Here is a 15006-nt window from a genome sequence, read left to right on the forward strand (position 1 = left end):
AGGTCGGTACAGCCTGCCCATGAAGCCCTCTTCTTCCGCCTCCACCCCCGCCCCGGCCTACACGCTGCACGACTTCGATTTCGTGCTGCCGCCCGAACTGATTGCACAGCACCCCGCCGCCGAGCGCAGCGCCTCGCGCCTGCTCGACGGCCGCGAAGCCGGTGCGCCGCCCGTGGACCGCGTGTTTCGCGAACTGCCCGGCCTGCTGCGCGCCGGCGACCTGCTGGTCTTCAACGACACGCGCGTCATCAAGGCTCGCCTGCTCGGCGAAAAGCCCACCGGCGGTGCGGCGGAAGCGCTGGTCGAACGCATCCTGCCGGGCGAAGACGTGCACGAGGTCTGGGCCCACCTGCGCGCCAGCAAGAGCCCCAAGGCCGGCAGTGTGGTGCGTTTCGCCGACGCCTTCGACGCCGAGGTGCTGGGCCGCGCCGGCCCGGAAGGCGCGCTCTTCCACCTGCGCTTTCCGGCGCCGGTGCTGGACCTGCTGGCGCGCCACGGCCACGTGCCGCTGCCGCCCTACATCACGCACGACGACAACGCCGAAGACGAAGCGCGCTACCAGACCGTGTTCGCCGCCCACCCCGGCGCCGTGGCCGCGCCCACGGCCGCGCTGCACTTCGACGACGCTGTGCTCGCGGCGCTGACCGCGCAAGGCGTGGGCCGTGCTGCGGTGACGCTGCACGTCGGCGCTGGCACCTTCCAGCCGGTGCGCGTGGAGAACATCGCCGAGCACCGCATGCACAGCGAGTGGTTCGAGGTGAGCGAGGCCACCGTGGCCGCCATCGAAGCCACACGCGCCGCCGGTGGGCGTGTGCTGGCGGTGGGCACCACCACGCTGCGCGCGCTGGAATCGGCTGCGCGTGCGGGTGGCGGCGCGCTGCGCCCTTACCGCGGCGACACCGACATCTTCATCACCCCGGGCTTCGACTTCCGCGTGGTGGACCTGCTGCTCACCAACTTCCACCTGCCCAAGAGCACGCTGATGATGCTGGTGAGCGCCTTTGCCGGCCACGCCCACATCCAGGCGCTGTACCGGCACGCGGTGGAAAGCCGCTACCGCTTCTTCAGCTACGGCGACGCGATGCTCTTGCAGTTGGCGCGCTGAAGCCAGCGCGCCAGCGCACCGACAATCGCCCGATGCTCAAGTTCGAACTCCACAAGACCCACGGCCACGCGCGCCGCGGCACGCTCACGCTGAACCACGGCACGGTGGAAACGCCGGTCTTCATGCCGGTGGGCACCTATGGCACCGTGAAGGGCGTGCTGCCGCGCAGCCTGGAGGAGATGGGCGCGCAGATCATCCTGGGCAACACCTTCCACCTGTGGATGCGCCCGGGGCTGGACGTCATCGGCAAGTTCGGCGGGCTGCACCGCTTCGAGGGCTGGAGCAAGCCCATGCTGACGGACAGCGGCGGTTTCCAGGTCTGGAGCCTGGGCGAGATGCGCAAGATCTCGGAAGAGGGCGTGAAGTTCGCGTCGCCCGTCAACGGCGACAAGCTCTTCCTCACGCCCGAGGTGAGCATGCAGATCCAGACCGTGCTCAACAGCGACATCGTCATGCAGTTCGACGAGTGCACGCCCTACGAGGTGAAGGGCCACCTCACCACCGAGGCCGAGGCGCGCAAGAGCATGGAACTCAGCCTGCGCTGGGCGAAGCGCAGCCAAGCCGAATTCGCGCGGCTCGAGAACCCCAACGCGCTGTTCGGCATCGTCCAGGGCGGCATGTTCGAAAACCTGCGGCAAGAGTCGCTGGACGCGCTGGTGGCGATGGACCTGCCGGGTTACGCCGTGGGCGGCGTGAGCGTGGGCGAGCCGAAAGACGAGATGCTGCGCATCATGGCGCACACCCCGCACCGCCTGCCGGCGCACAAGCCGCGCTACCTGATGGGCGTGGGCACGCCCGAAGACCTGGTCGAAGGTGTTTCGCAGGGCGTGGACATGTTCGACTGCGTGATGCCCACGCGCAATGCGCGCAACGGCCACCTCTTCACGCGCTTCGGCGACTTGAAGGTGCGCAACGCCCGCCACCGCGACAGCGAAGCGCCGGTGGACGAAACCTGCACCTGCTACACCTGCAAGAACTTCAGCCGCGCCTACCTGCACCACCTCGACCGCTGCGGCGAGATGCTGGGCCCGATGCTGGCCAGCATCCACAACCTGCACTACTACGTGAACCTGATGCGCGAGGTGCGCCAGGCGCTGGACGAAGACCGCTTCGACAGCTGGCGCGTGCAGTTCCACGCCGACCGGGCGCGCGGCGTCTAGCGCCGCGGCGGCAGCTTCACCAGAACTGCCAGTTCCCCGTCATCACCACCCACACGCCCAGCACGCTGTTGGTGACGGCATGCGCCAGCACTGCGGCCCAGAGCTTGCCAGTGCGGATGTAGAGCCAGGCGTAGGCCAGGCCCGCCACGATGGCGGCCAGCCACAGGGTGTGCGCTAGCACGAAGACGAAGGTGCTCAGCACCACTGCGCGCAGGCCCACCTGCGCGGGCGACACGCTCTCGAAGACCGGCTGCTGGATCCAGCGCATGAGAAAGCTGCGCCAGAACAGCTCTTCCATCACCGGCACCACCAGCGCCGCGCCGGCGATGCGTACGGCGATCAGCGCCCAGTCGAGCCCGCCCGTGGCGGTGCGCGGCACGAAGGGCTCGGTGCTGGCGGTGGACAGGTTCATCCACGGCGCGTCCAGGTTCACCCACAGCACGAAGACCGCCACGCCCACGGCGATGGCGAACAGCGCCTCGCGCAGCGTCAGCCAGGTCTGGCGCGAGATCTCGCCGTACTCGCGCCACCACAGCGCAAGCAGCAGCGCCGTGCCGCCGGCCTGCAGCGCATAGAGCCAACGGGTGTCGAAGCCCCAGCTGCCATCGGTGGGCGCATGGCCGCGCAAGGCCAGCACGGCCATGAAGAAGACAAAGGGCGCCACGCGCACCAGCGCCGAGCGGCGAAACCGCAGGTCCATCACCACCTCGAAATCAGCAGATCGCAGACATCAGGATTTGGCCGAACGGTCCAGCGCCGAGCGCGCCCCGTCGAACTGGCCCAGGGTCTGCACCAGGAAGGGCAGCACCGGCTGCAGCGCCGTGAACAGCGTGTGCGGCGGGTTGGCCACGAAGACGCTGCTGCCCAGCATGCCGAAGCCGCGCTCGTCGGCTTGCGCTACGGTCAGCTGCGCGTGCAGCCAGCCCTTCTTGCCGGCGCTGTCGGCCGTGGCTTTCAAGCGCGGCGGCAGCTGCGCGGCTTCCAGCAGCTGCAGCTGCGGCAGCCAGATCACCACCACGGCGTCGGCAAAACGCTCCAGCGCCTCGCGCAGCGCGGCCAGCGTGCGCGCGTAGTCGGTCTTGATCTCGTAGGGCGGGTCGATCAACACCACGCCACGCCGCGTGGGCGGCGGCAGCTGCGATTTCAGCGAGCCGTACCCGTCGGCCAGCTTGACCTCGATGCCCGGCATGTCGCCCAGGTAGCTCGCCAGGATCTTGTGGTCGGTGGGGTGCATCTCGAAGAGGCGCAGCTGGTCTTGCGGGCGCATCAGCATCTGCGCGATGGCCGGCGAGCCGGGGTACTGCGTGATGCGCGGGCCGCCGTTGAAGGCGCGCACCAGCGTCACCAGTTCGGCCAGGGGTTCGGGCAGGTCGGGGCGATCCAGCAGTTTGGCGATGCCGAGTTCGAACTCGCCGCGCTTCTTGGCGTACTCGCCTTCCAGTGAATAACCCCCGGCGCCGGCGTGGGTGTCGATGTAGCGCCAGCCCTTGTCTTTCTGGTTCATGTGCTGCAGCACGAGGGCCAGCACGGTGTGTTTGAGCACGTCGGCGTGGTTGCCGGCGTGGAAGGCGTGTCGGTAGGCGAGCACGTCAGGCCTGCCCGTGGGCCCGAAGGTGCTGACACACGCCTCGGGGGCCGCGAACGAAGTGAGCTTGGGGCAGATTCATGCAGCGATGGTGCCACGGGCGCACCGGCCCGCGGCCAGGGCTGCGTCAAGGGCTGCGTCAAGGGCACCCCGCCACCGGCCGAAGCGCGCGCAATTTCCCGCGCCATCGGCCCTGGTTGTGCAGTGCGCCACATTCGGCCCTGGCGCCCCCCGGGGCCATGGGGGCGGGCTCGCCGGGCCTTGGGTTAGCCTGCGCGCCCCATGGATGCCCTGATCCCCGACCAACCCGCCGGCTTGCCGCTTGGCGAGGCTGGTTTTGATGTGGCCGCCCACTGGCCCCTGCTCTACACCGAGCTGCGCCGCCTGGCAGCGCGCCTGATGTCCCAGGAGCGTTCGGGCCACACGCTGTCGCCCACCGCCCTGGTGCACGAGGCCTGGCTCAAGCTCAGCGCAGGCGAGCGCCCGCTGCAGCTGGCCGACCGCAGCCACTTCATGGCGCTCTCGGCGCGCGCCATGCGGCACATCCTGGTGAACCACGCCAATGCGCGCCGGGCGGCCAAACGCCAGGGCGACGTGCCGCACGTGACGGTGTCGCTGGCCGACGCCGCGCCCTGCCCGGCCGCCGGCCCCGAAGAGCTGCTGGCCATCGACCAGGCGCTGTCGCAGCTGGCCGCCGAAGACGCCCGCGCCGCCCAGGTGGCGGAGATGAAGGTCTTCGCCGGGCTGGACGTGGGCGAGATCGCCGCGGCCCTGCAAGTGAGCGAGCCCACGGTCAAGCGCGACTGGGTCTACGCCCGCGCTCGCCTGGCGCAGCTGATGACCTGAGACACCCCGGAAGCACGCCGAAGCACGCCCGCGACACGCCGAGACCCCTGTTCGTGACCCACCCGCACCCCGATCCCGAAGCCCTCAAGCAAACCCTGTACGACCTGAGCGAGCTGCCTGCGGCCGAACGCGAGACACGCATCCTGGCCCTGCAGACCGAAGAGCCAGCGTTGGCCGCGGCGGTGCTGGCCCTGCTGCCCGGCGCCATGGCCACCTCGCCCGGGCTCGGGGCGCCGGCCCGCTGGGCGGCGAGCGTCGGTGCCGGGGGCTGGCCCGAGCGCCTGGGCGCGTGGCGCGTGCTGCGCGAGATCGGCCATGGCGGCATGGGCGTGGTGCTGCTGGGTGAGCGTGCCGACGGCGCCTTCGACAAGCAAGTGGCCATCAAGGTGCTGCCGCCCGCGCTGGTGGGCAGCGAAGGCGCGGCGCGCCTTGCCGCAGAAGCGCGCGCGCTGGGCCGGCTGGAACACCCCAACATCGCCCGCCTGCTGGATGCCGGCCACGACCAGGGCTGTGCCTTCCTGGTGATGGAGTACGTGGATGGCGTGATGCTGCCCCTGCACGTCCAGCGCCAGGGGCTGGACACCACCGCGCGGCTGCGGCTGGTGCTTGATTTGTGTGCCGCCGTGCAGTTTGCGCACGCGCAGCTGCTGGTGCACCGCGACATCAAGCCGGCCAACGTGCTGGTGGACACCACGGGCCGCGTGCGCCTGCTGGACTTCGGCATCGCCAAGGTGCTGTCGGGCGACGAAGGCACGCACACGCAGCGCGCGGCCTGCACGCCCGCCTACGCCAGCCCGGAACAGCTGCTGGGCCAGCCCGTCTCGGTGGCCACCGACGTGTTCAGCCTGGGGGTGGTGCTGTACGAATTGCTGACGGGCAAGCGGCCCTTCGGGCCGAGCGGCGGGGCGCTGGTGGCCAGCGGTGAATCGGCCTCAACCCTGGCCACGCTGCGCGCCGTGCTGGAACGCGAGCCTGACCCGCTGCCGCTGCAGCAAGCCCGCGTGCCGCAAGACCTGCGCGCCATCGTGCTGAAGGCCCTGGAGAAACCGCGGGCCCGGCGGTATGCCTCGGTCGAAGCCCTGGCCGCCGATCTGCAGGCCTACCTCGAGGGCCGGCCGGTCACGGCCCGCGTGCCCAGCGCGGCCTACCGCGCCGGCAAGTTCGTCTCGCGCCACCGCTGGGCCGTGGGTGGGGCGAGCCTGGCCACGGTGGCCGTGCTGTCGGCCGCGGCCTGGGCCCAGCTCAACGCCATGGAGGCGCGCCGCCAGCAGGCCGTGGCGCAGGCCCGGCTGGAAGCCGTGCGCAGCATCGCCAACAAGGTGGTGTTCGACTACAACCGCGCGCTGGAACCCGTGCCCGGCACGCTGGCCGTGCGCCGCACCCTGGTGGCCGACGCGCTCAGCTACCTGGAGGGCCTGAGCCGCGAGGCCAGCGGCGACCAGGCCCTGCTGGCCGACGTGGCCGACGGCTTCGAAGCCGTGGGCGACATGCAGGGCAAGGGCGTCACGGGCGCGAACCTGGGTGACCTGCCGGGCGCGCAGCGCAGTTACGAACGCGCCGAGGCGCTGCGCCGCAGCCTGTGCGCCAGCGGCGTGGTCCAGCCCGCAGCGCCGCGCACTGGGGCAGCGGCCAGCGGGGCGGCCCCGGCTGGCCCGACGGCGTCGGGCCAGCCCGGCACGGCCCGCTCGGCCTGCGTGGCCCTGGCCCGCACGCTGGTGCGCCTGGGCGACAACGCCTTCAGCCAGGGCCAGCTGCCGCAGGCCTTGCCCCGTTTCGACGAAGCCCTGGCGCTGGCCGAGAAGGCCGTGGCAGCCGCGGGCGCCGATGCCGGCCTGCAATTCGAAGCCCAGGACGCGCGTTTCGACGCCGTGCAGCGCCTGGCCGGCGTGAGCACGCGGCAGACCGGCGAGGCCTACGCCCGCGGCCTGGCCCTGGCCGAAACGCAGCTGGCCGCGGCGCAGGCCTTGTTGGCCCTGTCACCGGGGCTGAAGACGCACGAGAACCTGCGCGTGGCGCAGGATTTCAAGGCGGCACGCCTGCTGGCCGAAGGCCGGGCCGATGACGCGCTGCCCGCCGTGCAAGACGCGCTCGCCACGGCCCGCACCCTGCGCCAGATGCGCGACAGCCGCGACGCGGCCGTGTACCTGAGCACCTCGCAGTCACGCCTGGCCGAGATCCAGGCGCACCGCCTGGCCCACGCCGACGCCCGCGCCGCGGCGCGCGAGGCGCTGGACGCCCTGTGGGCCCGCCACCGCGCCGAGCCCGACGACCGCCACCTGCGCGCGCGCCTGGCCAACATCGGCCGCCGTTTTGGCGAAGTCAACAACCTGATCGGCGACGCCGAAGCCCTGGCCGCCAATGCGCGCGAGCTGCCCGCACTGCTGGCCGTGAGCGCGGTGTTCACGCCGGCCGACGGCCCGTTCTACGCGCAGCACCTGTACCTGCAGCGCGAGCTCGCGCAGAGCCTGCTGAAGCAGGGGCAGGCCCGGGCCGCGCTGGCGCAACTGGCGCACCTGCCGCCCACCTTGCCCGCCAACCCGCGGGCGGCGGCCGACCTGGCCGAAGCCTTCCTGCTGAAGGCCCAGGTGCAGCACGCCCTGGGCGACAGGCCTGCAGCCCAGGCGACCTTGCGCGATGCACAGGCCGCGTTGCAGGCGCAGCTGCAGGCCACACCCAGCCTGGCGCTGGTGCGCGTGCGCCTGGCCTGGGCGCAGGCCCTGGGGGCCGCCTGGGCTGGCGAGGGCGATGCCGCAGCGCAAGCTGCGCTGGCCGAGGCCCGCCAAAGTGGGGCGGCACTGGCCCGGGCCGGCCAGCTCACACCCTGGTGGCAGGGCCAGCTGGCGGCCCTGGGCGTTCGCTGAGGCCGCCCGGCCCCGGCCCGGCCTGGTTCAGGGCGCCATGGGCTTGCGCCGTTGCCCTGCCAGCAGGCCGGTGATGGCCAGCGCCGCGAGCAGCAGCGTGCCGGGTTCGGGAACGGCGGCTGGCACGACGGCCAGCCCGTTCCACCCGCCTGCGAAGCCGCTGCTCAGTTCCGTGGCCGCACCCGTGAGGGTGTTGATGGACAGGAACGCGGTCACCGTGTTGCCGGTCGAGGCTTCGGTTCTGGACCCACCACCGTAGAAGACGCCATCGTCGGCGTCGTAGGCCAGGTCGGCAATGGTGTCGGCCAAGGTGGAGCCCACCAGGGTCTGCGCGGCGGTGGCGGGGTCCAGGCGCACGAGCTGGGAGGCGCTGTTGCTGCCGGCGGTGATGAGCGCGGCGAACAGCGCACCGCCAGCGCCAAAACCCAGGCTGCGGTACTGGATGTTGGGGTCGCTCACGCTGGGCAGTGCGCCGATGCGTGTGGCGGCGCCCGTGACGAGGTCGAGGGTGTACAGCGAGCGGTCGGGTCCGTTGTTCACCCCGTACATGCGGCCGCTGGCCGCGTCGTAGGCGATCGCGTCGATGCGACGCGCCGGACCACTGTTGGTGACGATGCCGTTGATCAGCGGCAGGTCGGTGAGGGTGGCCGTGGCGGCATCGATCACCGCCAGGTTGGTTTGCACCACGTTGCCCACCTGCTGCTGCACCAGGCCGTAGAGCGTCGTGCCCACGGCGGTCATGTCGATCACGGCGCGGCCGCTGGCGGCCGTCAGCATGGTTCCGACCAAGGTGGCGGAACCGTCGACCTTGTTCAGGGTGTAGAGCGAGTTGCTGTTGCTGGCGTAGACGACACCGGCCGAAACCTGGGCGGTGGCGCCAAGAAGGGCGGCCGCCGCGGCGGCACGGAACAAGGGGCTGTGGATCATGGGGGCGCTCTCGGTGTGGGAAGGGGTCACCCTGCAAAGCAGGGCACCTGAGCCCAGGAGCTCATCGGCGGCGGCCGGCCCCCCGCAGCCACGGGGGGCCGGGCTGATGCCGCGCGCGAAAAATTCGGCCCGCAAGTGAGATAAACCGCAGACCGGCCTTCTTTCCCAGGCGGCAAGGAAATTGCCGAGGAGGAAAGAGGCGGCGGCCAGGATGCTCAGAACAGGCCGGGCGGGTCAGCGCTCCGCGGCCAGCTGTAGATGATCAGCTCCTGCCTGGCTGCCCGGTTCTGGCCACCACCGACCGTGTAGTCGATGCTCAGCTCCTCCAGCTCGAAGCCAGCAAAGCAGGCGCGTATGTCGGGGTGGTCGTTGATGCTCAGCACGGCCTTGCCCTTGATCGAAGCCAGCTTCTCAGCCAGCCGCTCGTATTCGGACCAGGGGAAGGGCACCCCGTATCCCTCGGTCTGCCAGTAGGGCGGATCGAGGTAGAAGAGCGTGTGCGGCCGGTCGTACCGATCCACGCACGTGCCCCAGTCCAGATGCTCGACGAAGGCGCCAGCAAGGCGAAGGTGGGCAGCGCTGAGGTTCTCCTCGATGCGCAGCAGATTGATCGGGCCGCCAGTGGTAGCCGTGCCCCATGTCTGGCCGTCGACGCGGCCGCCGAAGGCCTGCTGCTGCAGGTAAAAGAACCTAGCGGCCCGCTGCACATCGGTCAGGGTCTCAGGCGGCGTGGCCTGGGTCCACTTGAAGACCTCGCGCGAGCTGAGCGCCCACTTGAACTGCCTGACGAACTCTTCCAGGTGGTGCTTCACGACCCTGTAGAGGTTCACCAGCTCGCCATTCACGTCGTTGATCACTTCCACCTCGGCGGGCGGGCGCATGAAGAACAAAGCGGCGCCGCCGGCGAACACCTCAACGTAGCAGGTGTGCGGCGGAAAGCGGTTGATCAGGGTCTCGGCGAGCCGCCGCTTACCCCCGATCCACGGGATGATGGGTTGTGCCATCGAGTGCTCCGGTACATCCTCGGCCCGCCTCGCGAGGCGGCAGGGCCTTGGCTGGGAAGCAGCTCCTACTGCTGACTGGCGGCTGGATGAGGTGTTACCGCACCTCAGCCAGTCGCCCTGTTCTTTACGGCCGCTCAGGGCCCTTTGCGCGGCCCGATCGCCTGCCTGAGCCATGCCGAGGCCCTGGCCAGAGGCTTGGGCTGCTCGGCCCGCATGCGCTGCTCTTCCTGCTTGGCCGCCTCGTGCGCCGCCTCGCGGCCGCCGAGCTTCCGCCACACGAACAAGCGCCTGCGGCTGCGGCCGACCCACACTTCCCAGGCAGCGTCCTCGCCTTGGCCACTCTGCTTGATGGTCATCCCGGTGTCCCCCTAATCGGTCGCGGCTTCGAGCGCCGCCAAGCTGCTGGCCAGCGCGGCGGCCACCGCCTCCGGGCTGTTCGCCAGGCGCACGTCGCGCTTGCCGCCTACGCGCTCAGCTTCTATGAACGGCGCTGCCAGGTCTTCCCGACAGACGGCTGCCAGGATGGCTTGAGCCACCTCCATCGCCGAGCGGCCCGTACGCTGCGCCTCGGCGAACAAGAAGTTGCCGGGCATGGACTGCGGGTCGGCCACCAGCGCAGCCGCCTCGGCACGCTTGCGCTCGTACACCCGCTGCTGGCCAGAAGCGGCGCTGATGAACTTGAGACGCACCTCACCTGCCTTGCGGTCAATGTCCTGACAGGCCAGGAACTTCAGCTTCGCGAGAGGAGCGTTCATAAGGCAGGGTCGTAGGCAGCGTCGAGAAAGCTGTAGCCGGTGGCCAGCACGGTGTCTACACCAGTTGCCGCGATGAAGTGCTGCAGCGTGGCGCTCTTCTGCGCATATGCGCTGGGCGACACAGCCTGCTCCAGCCGGAAGATCGGCTCGGTACTGAGAGCTACCCAACTCTCCAGAATCCCGAAGGCCAGCATGTCGCCGGCAGCTACCGTGCGCACGCGGAACGAGGCGCCGATGCCTACCGTGGTGGGCCAGTGCCAATTGCCAGCAGGGAGCCAAGAGCCGCCAGCACCCACCCGCTGAGAGAAGGTGCCGTCGTTGTTGAGTCGCACGTAGCTGTTGGCCGCTACGCCGTTGTTGATTTCTAGCGTGCTGACGGTCACGCCGAACTGCACCGGGCCCGGCCCGGGCGTCGCGTCGCTCAGCACGGGTGCGCTCCAGGCGACCACAACAACGCCGGCTGTGGTCTGCTCCGATTCGCTCATCCACAACCTGGTGCCGTCGGGGCCCGGCGCGGCTACAGACCAGCCGCTCGGCACGCCATCGCCCACCGGCGCGCTCGGCGCATTGAGGCTGCGGCGGTACACGCGCACAACCTTGTTGCCGGTGGGCCCCTGCAGCCCATCCTCAGCCAGCAAGCTGGCCGCAGCCCATTCGCCAGGCAGGATCGTGTCCGTCGAGCCCGTTGAGAGCGCCGTCGCCGTTGTCACCCAGCGATGGCTGCCGCCTGAAGTCGGTAGGCTCTGCACCCAGCCGTTGTTGACCCCCGAGGCTGCGCCACTACCAAAGGTGTACGTGACGTTCGCACTCGGCAGCGCAGGTGGCGTGCTCGAGCTGGTGCGCTGGAACAAGTAGACGGTCGCGCTGTTGAGGCCGTCATCGCCGTCCAAGCCATTGCCGCCGTTTTGCGCCTGGATGCCGTCGAGCGCGCCGAGCCCGAGCTGGGCCGGCGCATCCACGCTGCGATGTACCCCACCAGCGAAGAAGAAGAGATGCCACCGCGGGTGGAAGACGTGAACGCTGAGATTGCGGCGCTGCTGGAGTTGAAGCCCAAGGTGCGCCGCTTCAGCAAGTTCCAGGACGACACCCGCCACCAGACCGCGCTGGAACGCGCCAAGCGCCGCCTGGATGAGACCACCAACCGCTACAGCCGCAGCTGAGGAGCCTTTCGCAATGTCCAACCGTGGCCGCAAGCCCAGCCCAGAACCCGCAGCACACACCGACATGCTGCACCGCGAGAACCTCGCGGCCGACAGCGCCGCGCTGACCGAAGTGTCGCAGCGCAGCCTGGAGGTCAGCCGCCGCTTCGGCGACGGCACGCCCTACGACCGCGCCCGCATCGTGGGCCAGGCCCGCTTCTTCATGGCCGCGAGCGCCGAGGCGATGCTGGAGCTGGGCAAGTGCCTGATCCAGATCAAGGAGAACGAGCCGTACGGCGACTTCACCCAGATCGTCACCGAACAGCTGGGCATCGGCGCGCGCAGCGCTCAGCGCATGATGAATGCGGCGGTCAAGTACCTGTCGCCTGCGCTGGCCGCAAAAGCGACAACGTTGTCGCTTTTGGGCAAGGCCAAGCTCTTCGACCTCATGGACGAGGCCGATGAAGACCTCGCCGAGCTGGCCGAGGGCGGCACGCTCGCCGGCATCGAGCTGGACGAGATGAAGACCATGAGCGTGCGCGAACTTCGCGCCGCGCTGGCCGAGGCCCGCAAGAAGCTGGACGCCAAGGACAAGGTGATCCAGTCCAAGAGCGCCAAGCTCGACAAGCTGGAGGAAGAGGCCGCCACCCGCCGCGACGCGACGATGGAGGAGGCCGAGGCCGCGCAGGTTGAAGAGCTGCGCTTCCTGACGCTCTCGGCCGAAGAGTGCCTGCTGCGCCTGCTGGCCAGCGTGGACGAGGTGATCAACGCGCCCGCCACCGAGGCCGCCGAGAAGTGCGCGCGCCACAGCCTCGACTACCTGGTGCAGCGCGTCGTTGACGGTTGCATGGCGCGCGGCATCACGGTCGACCTGGCCGAGCGCGTCTCGCCCATCTGGGCCAAGCCGCTGGAAGACGCCGCCGCCGCGCCGCGCCGCGGCCGCAAGGGGGGCTGAAGCCATGAGCGAGCAGGCCCTCTACCTCACCGACCAGTGTGTGTTCTGGCTGGAGCGCGCACGCGCCGGCAGCGTGAACGCAGGCCGCCCCTCGTTCTGGGCCGCTGAGTGCCGCCGCGTGGCCGCCCAGCTCATCGGCGCGGGCTGCTGAGGGCGCGCCATGCAGTACCAGATCGCGTGCGGCGAAACCCTCGTGCAGCTGGAACAGAACGTCCAGCGGCTGCTGGCCGCGGGCTGGATGCCCTGCGGCGGTGTGGCTGTGCTGCCGGGGCCGATGTTGGCTCAAGGCGTCTGGCGCATCACCCCGATTGCGCCCCCTGGCGGCTCGCAAGAACTCTCGTGGGTGGCGCCACCCACCACCCAACGCTGAGGCACCTGGCCCACCATGCTCACAGCCACAGAACACGACATCCTCGGCCGCGCCCGTGAAGAGCTGAAGCGCGCGCCGCACGGCCTGCGCAAGCCCATCGTGGAGCGCACCGCCGCGGCGCTGCAGTGCAGCGTGCAGACGGCCTACCGCAAGCTGGGCGCGGCCGGCTTCAACAGCGGGCGCAAGCAGCGCAAAGACGCGCACACCAGCGTGCTGCCCGAAGACCAGCTCACGCTGGTGGCCGGCGTATTGCGCGCCAGCCTCAACAAGAAGGGCCAGCGCATGCCCGTGCGCACCGCGCTGGACATGCTGCACGCCAACCGCGCCAGCGCCGGCCAGGTGCCCAACGCGCTGATGGCGCAGTACTACGCCCAGCGCGCCAACCCGGCCACGGGCGCCGGCCTCATCGTCACCGAGGCCACGCAGATCAGCCCCGAGGGCCAGGGCTACCTCGACACGCCCGGCCTCTTCAACAGCGCGCAGGTGGCCGGCTGGCGCCGCGTCACCGACGCCGTGCACGCCGAAGGCGGGCGCATCGTGGTGCAGCTGTGGCACGTGGGGCGCATCTCGCACGTCTCGCTGCAGCCCGGCGGCGTGGCGCCGCTGTCCAGCACCGCCACGCCGGCGAAGACCAAGACCTTCATCGCCGGCGGCTTCGCGGAGGTCTCCACCCCGCGTGCGCTGCGCACCGACGAGATCCCAGGCGTGGTGGCCCAGTACCGCCGTGCCGCCGAGCTGGCCATCGAGGCCGGCTTCGACGGCGTGGAAGTGCACGGCGCCAACGGCTACCTGATCGAGCAGTTCCTGCGCGACACCATCAACGACCGCACCGATGCCTATGGCGGCAGCATCGAGAACCGCGCGCGTTTCCTGATCGAGGTGATGCAGGCCGTCACCGGCGCCATCGGCGGCGGCCGCACCGGCCTGCGCCTGAGCCCGGTGACGCCGGCCAACGACGCCGGCATCGACAGCCAGGCGCAACAGCTCTTCGAACACGTGGGCCGCCAGCTTGCCCCGCTGAAGCTGGCTTTCGTGCACGTGGTCGAGGGCGCCACCGGCGGCCCGCGCGACAACGCGCCTTTCGACTACGCCGCGCTGCGCGTCGCCTTCGGCGCACCCTGGATGGTGAACAACGGCTACACGCGCACGATGGCGCTGGACGCCGTGGCCAGCGGCGGCGCGGACCTGGTCGCCTTCGGCAAGCCCTTCATCAGCAACCCCGACCTCGGCCGCCGCCTGCGCGAGAACGCGCCGCTGAACGAGCTGCGGCCGGCACTGCTGTACGGCGGCGGTGCCGAGGGCTACACGGATTACCCGTTCCTCGGCGCTGCAGCCTGAGGGCCACGCCCTGCTGCGGCCCGGCGTTCAATCGGGCCGCATCCGGGCGCGGAACAGATCCTTGATGTTCACCTCGCGCGGGCCCGGCACCACCTCGATCGCGTCGCCGGCACCCACCGTGCCCGCCTCCAGCACCAAGAGGAAGCTGCCGCAGTAGCCAGATTGCGCCATCAGCTTCTCCGCGTGCTGGAAGCCCAGTGCGGCGTTGAGCCCGGCCCAGGGCATGCGGGGCTCGCTCACCGCCAGCAGGCAGTGCGGCAGGCGCAACCGGTCGCCCACCCAGAGGTCGGTCTCCTGCAGGCCTTCCAGCGTCAGGTTCTCGCCCAGCGACCCGGGGGCCAGCGCTTCGCCCCAGCCCGCCACGCCGGCCTGCGCCCTCACGGTCTGCCAGAAGGCGTAGTGCGTGTGCGGATAGGCGTAGATGGCCTTGCTCACGCCACCTTGGCCACCGTGCGCGCTGCGGTCGGCCTGCTCATCGCCTTGCAGGCCCATCAGCCGGATGGGCACCTGACCGACCACCGGACGCCTGTGGATGCCGCTGCGGGCGCTGCCGCCGCCCGTCAGCGCCGGCGGCGCGGTGCGCACCAGATTCACGCTCAAGACGCGGGCTGGCAGCTTGCTCATCGTGGGGTGCCTGGCCGGCGGGGGTTTCGGCGGGGTTCGATTCCCACCTTGGCAGTCATGACTGCTTTGGCCTGCCGGTTCGGATGCCGGTTCGTCAGATGGGGCCGCCGCGCGTTGGCGGATGTTGGCTGCACTTCCATGGTCTTTGCTCGCGTTTTTGTCGTGTTGGCGGCGGGTTGTTCCGGGCGGCTTCAAGGCGCAGCAGTTGGCAAGCTGGCACTGCATCACGCCATGCCGGATTTGCATGATGTGAAGCGCCCTTCGAGTTACAGCGCGATTACATCCGGCGCCACAATCGGCGCCCCGCGCGTGAAGTGAACGGCGCGCAGCGGCAGTC

Annotated in this window: 17 protein-coding genes; 9 read left to right on the forward strand and 8 right to left on the reverse strand. The window is 70.3% G+C overall.

Annotated elements, in window-relative coordinates; translation table 11 throughout:
• The first annotated feature begins 19 nt into the window (after nt 1–19).
• Complete coding sequence (queA, locus tag EOE66_RS02805) at nt 20–1105, forward strand: tRNA preQ1(34) S-adenosylmethionine ribosyltransferase-isomerase QueA (protein ID WP_128227150.1); 1086 nt, start codon at nt 20–22, stop codon at nt 1103–1105.
• Between the two features lie 32 nt (nt 1106–1137).
• The gene (gene tgt, locus EOE66_RS02810; RefSeq protein WP_128227151.1) at nt 1138–2265 is read left to right on the forward strand and encodes a tRNA guanosine(34) transglycosylase Tgt; all 1128 of its coding nucleotides are present in this window, start codon (nt 1138–1140) and stop codon (nt 2263–2265) included.
• Between the two features lie 16 nt (nt 2266–2281).
• On the opposite strand, the gene EOE66_RS02815 is transcribed toward tgt, so the two are convergent.
• Both EOE66_RS02815 and EOE66_RS02820 read right to left on the reverse strand, forming a co-directional pair.
• Nucleotides 2282–2965 carry a CAAX prenyl protease-related protein gene (locus EOE66_RS02815; protein ID WP_128227152.1) on the reverse strand — a complete coding sequence of 228 codons (684 nt, stop codon included), beginning with the start codon at nt 2963–2965 and terminating at the stop codon, nt 2282–2284.
• Nucleotides 2966–2995: 30 nt separating this feature from the next.
• Nucleotides 2996–3853, reverse strand: coding sequence for a 23S rRNA (adenine(2030)-N(6))-methyltransferase RlmJ (locus tag EOE66_RS02820; RefSeq protein ID WP_128227153.1), 858 nt, complete (start codon nt 3851–3853; stop codon nt 2996–2998).
• Between the two features lie 279 nt (nt 3854–4132).
• Here EOE66_RS02820 and EOE66_RS02825 point away from each other — a divergent pair, with 279 nt between their 5' ends.
• Together EOE66_RS02825 and EOE66_RS02830 are read left to right on the forward strand one after the other, a co-directional pair.
• A complete protein-coding gene (locus tag EOE66_RS02825; protein ID WP_128227154.1) occupies nt 4133–4696 on the forward strand; it encodes an ECF-type sigma factor in 564 nt (187 codons plus the stop codon).
• 53 nt (nt 4697–4749) lie between these two features.
• Nucleotides 4750–7557 (forward strand): serine/threonine-protein kinase, encoded by a 2808-nt coding sequence (locus tag EOE66_RS02830; RefSeq protein WP_128227155.1) that lies wholly within the window; start codon nt 4750–4752, stop codon nt 7555–7557.
• A 27-nt stretch (nt 7558–7584) separates the two neighbouring features.
• On the opposite strand, the gene EOE66_RS02835 is transcribed toward EOE66_RS02830, so the two are convergent.
• The 5 genes from EOE66_RS02835 to EOE66_RS02855 form a co-directional block, all read right to left on the reverse strand.
• Entirely contained in the window at nt 7585–8484 is a 900-nt protein-coding gene (locus tag EOE66_RS02835) for a PEP-CTERM sorting domain-containing protein (protein WP_128227156.1), read from the reverse strand.
• A gap of 215 nt (nt 8485–8699) precedes the next feature.
• Complete coding sequence (locus EOE66_RS02840; protein ID WP_128227157.1) at nt 8700–9488, reverse strand: DNA adenine methylase; 789 nt, start codon at nt 9486–9488, stop codon at nt 8700–8702.
• Nucleotides 9489–9622: 134 nt separating this feature from the next.
• Complete coding sequence (locus tag EOE66_RS02845) at nt 9623–9844, reverse strand: hypothetical protein (RefSeq protein ID WP_128227158.1); 222 nt, start codon at nt 9842–9844, stop codon at nt 9623–9625.
• A gap of 12 nt (nt 9845–9856) precedes the next feature.
• Complete coding sequence (locus EOE66_RS02850; protein WP_128227159.1) at nt 9857–10243, reverse strand: hypothetical protein; 387 nt, start codon at nt 10241–10243, stop codon at nt 9857–9859.
• Nucleotides 10240–11202 carry a hypothetical protein gene (locus tag EOE66_RS02855; protein WP_128227160.1) on the reverse strand — a complete coding sequence of 321 codons (963 nt, stop codon included), beginning with the start codon at nt 11200–11202 and terminating at the stop codon, nt 10240–10242. Before EOE66_RS02855 ends, EOE66_RS02850 begins: the two co-directional genes overlap by 4 nt.
• 6 nt (nt 11203–11208) lie before the next feature.
• Between EOE66_RS02855 and EOE66_RS02860 the strand changes: the two genes are divergently transcribed.
• The 5 genes from EOE66_RS02860 to EOE66_RS02875 all read left to right on the forward strand — a co-directional run bounded on the left by EOE66_RS02860 (nt 11209) and on the right by EOE66_RS02875 (nt 14045).
• A complete protein-coding gene (locus tag EOE66_RS02860) occupies nt 11209–11403 on the forward strand; it encodes a hypothetical protein (protein ID WP_128227161.1) in 195 nt (64 codons plus the stop codon).
• A 13-nt stretch (nt 11404–11416) separates the two neighbouring features.
• Nucleotides 11417–12337 (forward strand): DUF3102 domain-containing protein, encoded by a 921-nt coding sequence (locus tag EOE66_RS02865; RefSeq protein ID WP_128227162.1) that lies wholly within the window; start codon nt 11417–11419, stop codon nt 12335–12337.
• 4 nt (nt 12338–12341) lie between these two features.
• On the forward strand, nt 12342–12488 hold the full coding sequence (locus EOE66_RS21710; RefSeq protein WP_164884976.1) for a hypothetical protein: 147 nt from the start codon (nt 12342–12344) through the stop codon (nt 12486–12488).
• Nucleotides 12489–12497: 9 nt separating this feature from the next.
• Nucleotides 12498–12707 (forward strand): hypothetical protein, encoded by a 210-nt coding sequence (locus EOE66_RS02870; protein WP_128227163.1) that lies wholly within the window; start codon nt 12498–12500, stop codon nt 12705–12707.
• Between the two features lie 282 nt (nt 12708–12989).
• Entirely contained in the window at nt 12990–14045 is a 1056-nt protein-coding gene (locus EOE66_RS02875; RefSeq protein ID WP_128227498.1) for an alkene reductase, read from the forward strand.
• Between the two features lie 27 nt (nt 14046–14072).
• On the opposite strand, the gene EOE66_RS02880 is transcribed toward EOE66_RS02875, so the two are convergent.
• The gene (locus EOE66_RS02880; protein WP_128227164.1) at nt 14073–14669 is read right to left on the reverse strand and encodes an MOSC domain-containing protein; all 597 of its coding nucleotides are present in this window, start codon (nt 14667–14669) and stop codon (nt 14073–14075) included.
• Nucleotides 14670–15006: the final 337 nt, after the last annotated feature.

The sequence above is a fragment of the Rubrivivax rivuli genome (assembly GCF_004016505.1).
GTDB classification, from domain to species: domain Bacteria; phylum Pseudomonadota; class Gammaproteobacteria; order Burkholderiales; family Burkholderiaceae_C; genus Rubrivivax; species Rubrivivax rivuli.

Excerpts from the sequence above, each read along its gene's own strand:
- queA (WP_128227150.1), top strand. The coding sequence starts at position 20 with ATGAAGCCCTCTTCTTCCGCCTCCACCCCCGCCCCGGCCTACACGCTG.
- tgt (WP_128227151.1), top strand. The coding sequence starts at position 1,138 with ATGCTCAAGTTCGAACTCCACAAGACCCACGGCCACGCGCGCCGCGGC.
- EOE66_RS02815 (WP_128227152.1), bottom strand. The coding sequence starts at position 2,965 with ATGGACCTGCGGTTTCGCCGCTCGGCGCTGGTGCGCGTGGCGCCCTTT.
- EOE66_RS02825 (WP_128227154.1), top strand. The coding sequence starts at position 4,133 with ATGGATGCCCTGATCCCCGACCAACCCGCCGGCTTGCCGCTTGGCGAG.
- EOE66_RS02835 (WP_128227156.1), bottom strand. The coding sequence starts at position 8,484 with ATGATCCACAGCCCCTTGTTCCGTGCCGCCGCGGCGGCCGCCCTTCTT.
- EOE66_RS02840 (WP_128227157.1), bottom strand. The coding sequence starts at position 9,488 with ATGGCACAACCCATCATCCCGTGGATCGGGGGTAAGCGGCGGCTCGCC.
- EOE66_RS02845 (WP_128227158.1), bottom strand. The coding sequence starts at position 9,844 with ATGACCATCAAGCAGAGTGGCCAAGGCGAGGACGCTGCCTGGGAAGTG.
- EOE66_RS02850 (WP_128227159.1), bottom strand. The coding sequence starts at position 10,243 with ATGAACGCTCCTCTCGCGAAGCTGAAGTTCCTGGCCTGTCAGGACATT.
- EOE66_RS02860 (WP_128227161.1), top strand. The coding sequence starts at position 11,209 with ATGTACCCCACCAGCGAAGAAGAAGAGATGCCACCGCGGGTGGAAGAC.
- EOE66_RS02865 (WP_128227162.1), top strand. The coding sequence starts at position 11,417 with ATGTCCAACCGTGGCCGCAAGCCCAGCCCAGAACCCGCAGCACACACC.
- EOE66_RS21710 (WP_164884976.1), top strand. The coding sequence starts at position 12,342 with ATGAGCGAGCAGGCCCTCTACCTCACCGACCAGTGTGTGTTCTGGCTG.
- EOE66_RS02870 (WP_128227163.1), top strand. The coding sequence starts at position 12,498 with ATGCAGTACCAGATCGCGTGCGGCGAAACCCTCGTGCAGCTGGAACAG.
- EOE66_RS02875 (WP_128227498.1), top strand. The coding sequence starts at position 12,990 with ATGCCCGTGCGCACCGCGCTGGACATGCTGCACGCCAACCGCGCCAGC.
- EOE66_RS02880 (WP_128227164.1), bottom strand. The coding sequence starts at position 14,669 with ATGAGCAAGCTGCCAGCCCGCGTCTTGAGCGTGAATCTGGTGCGCACC.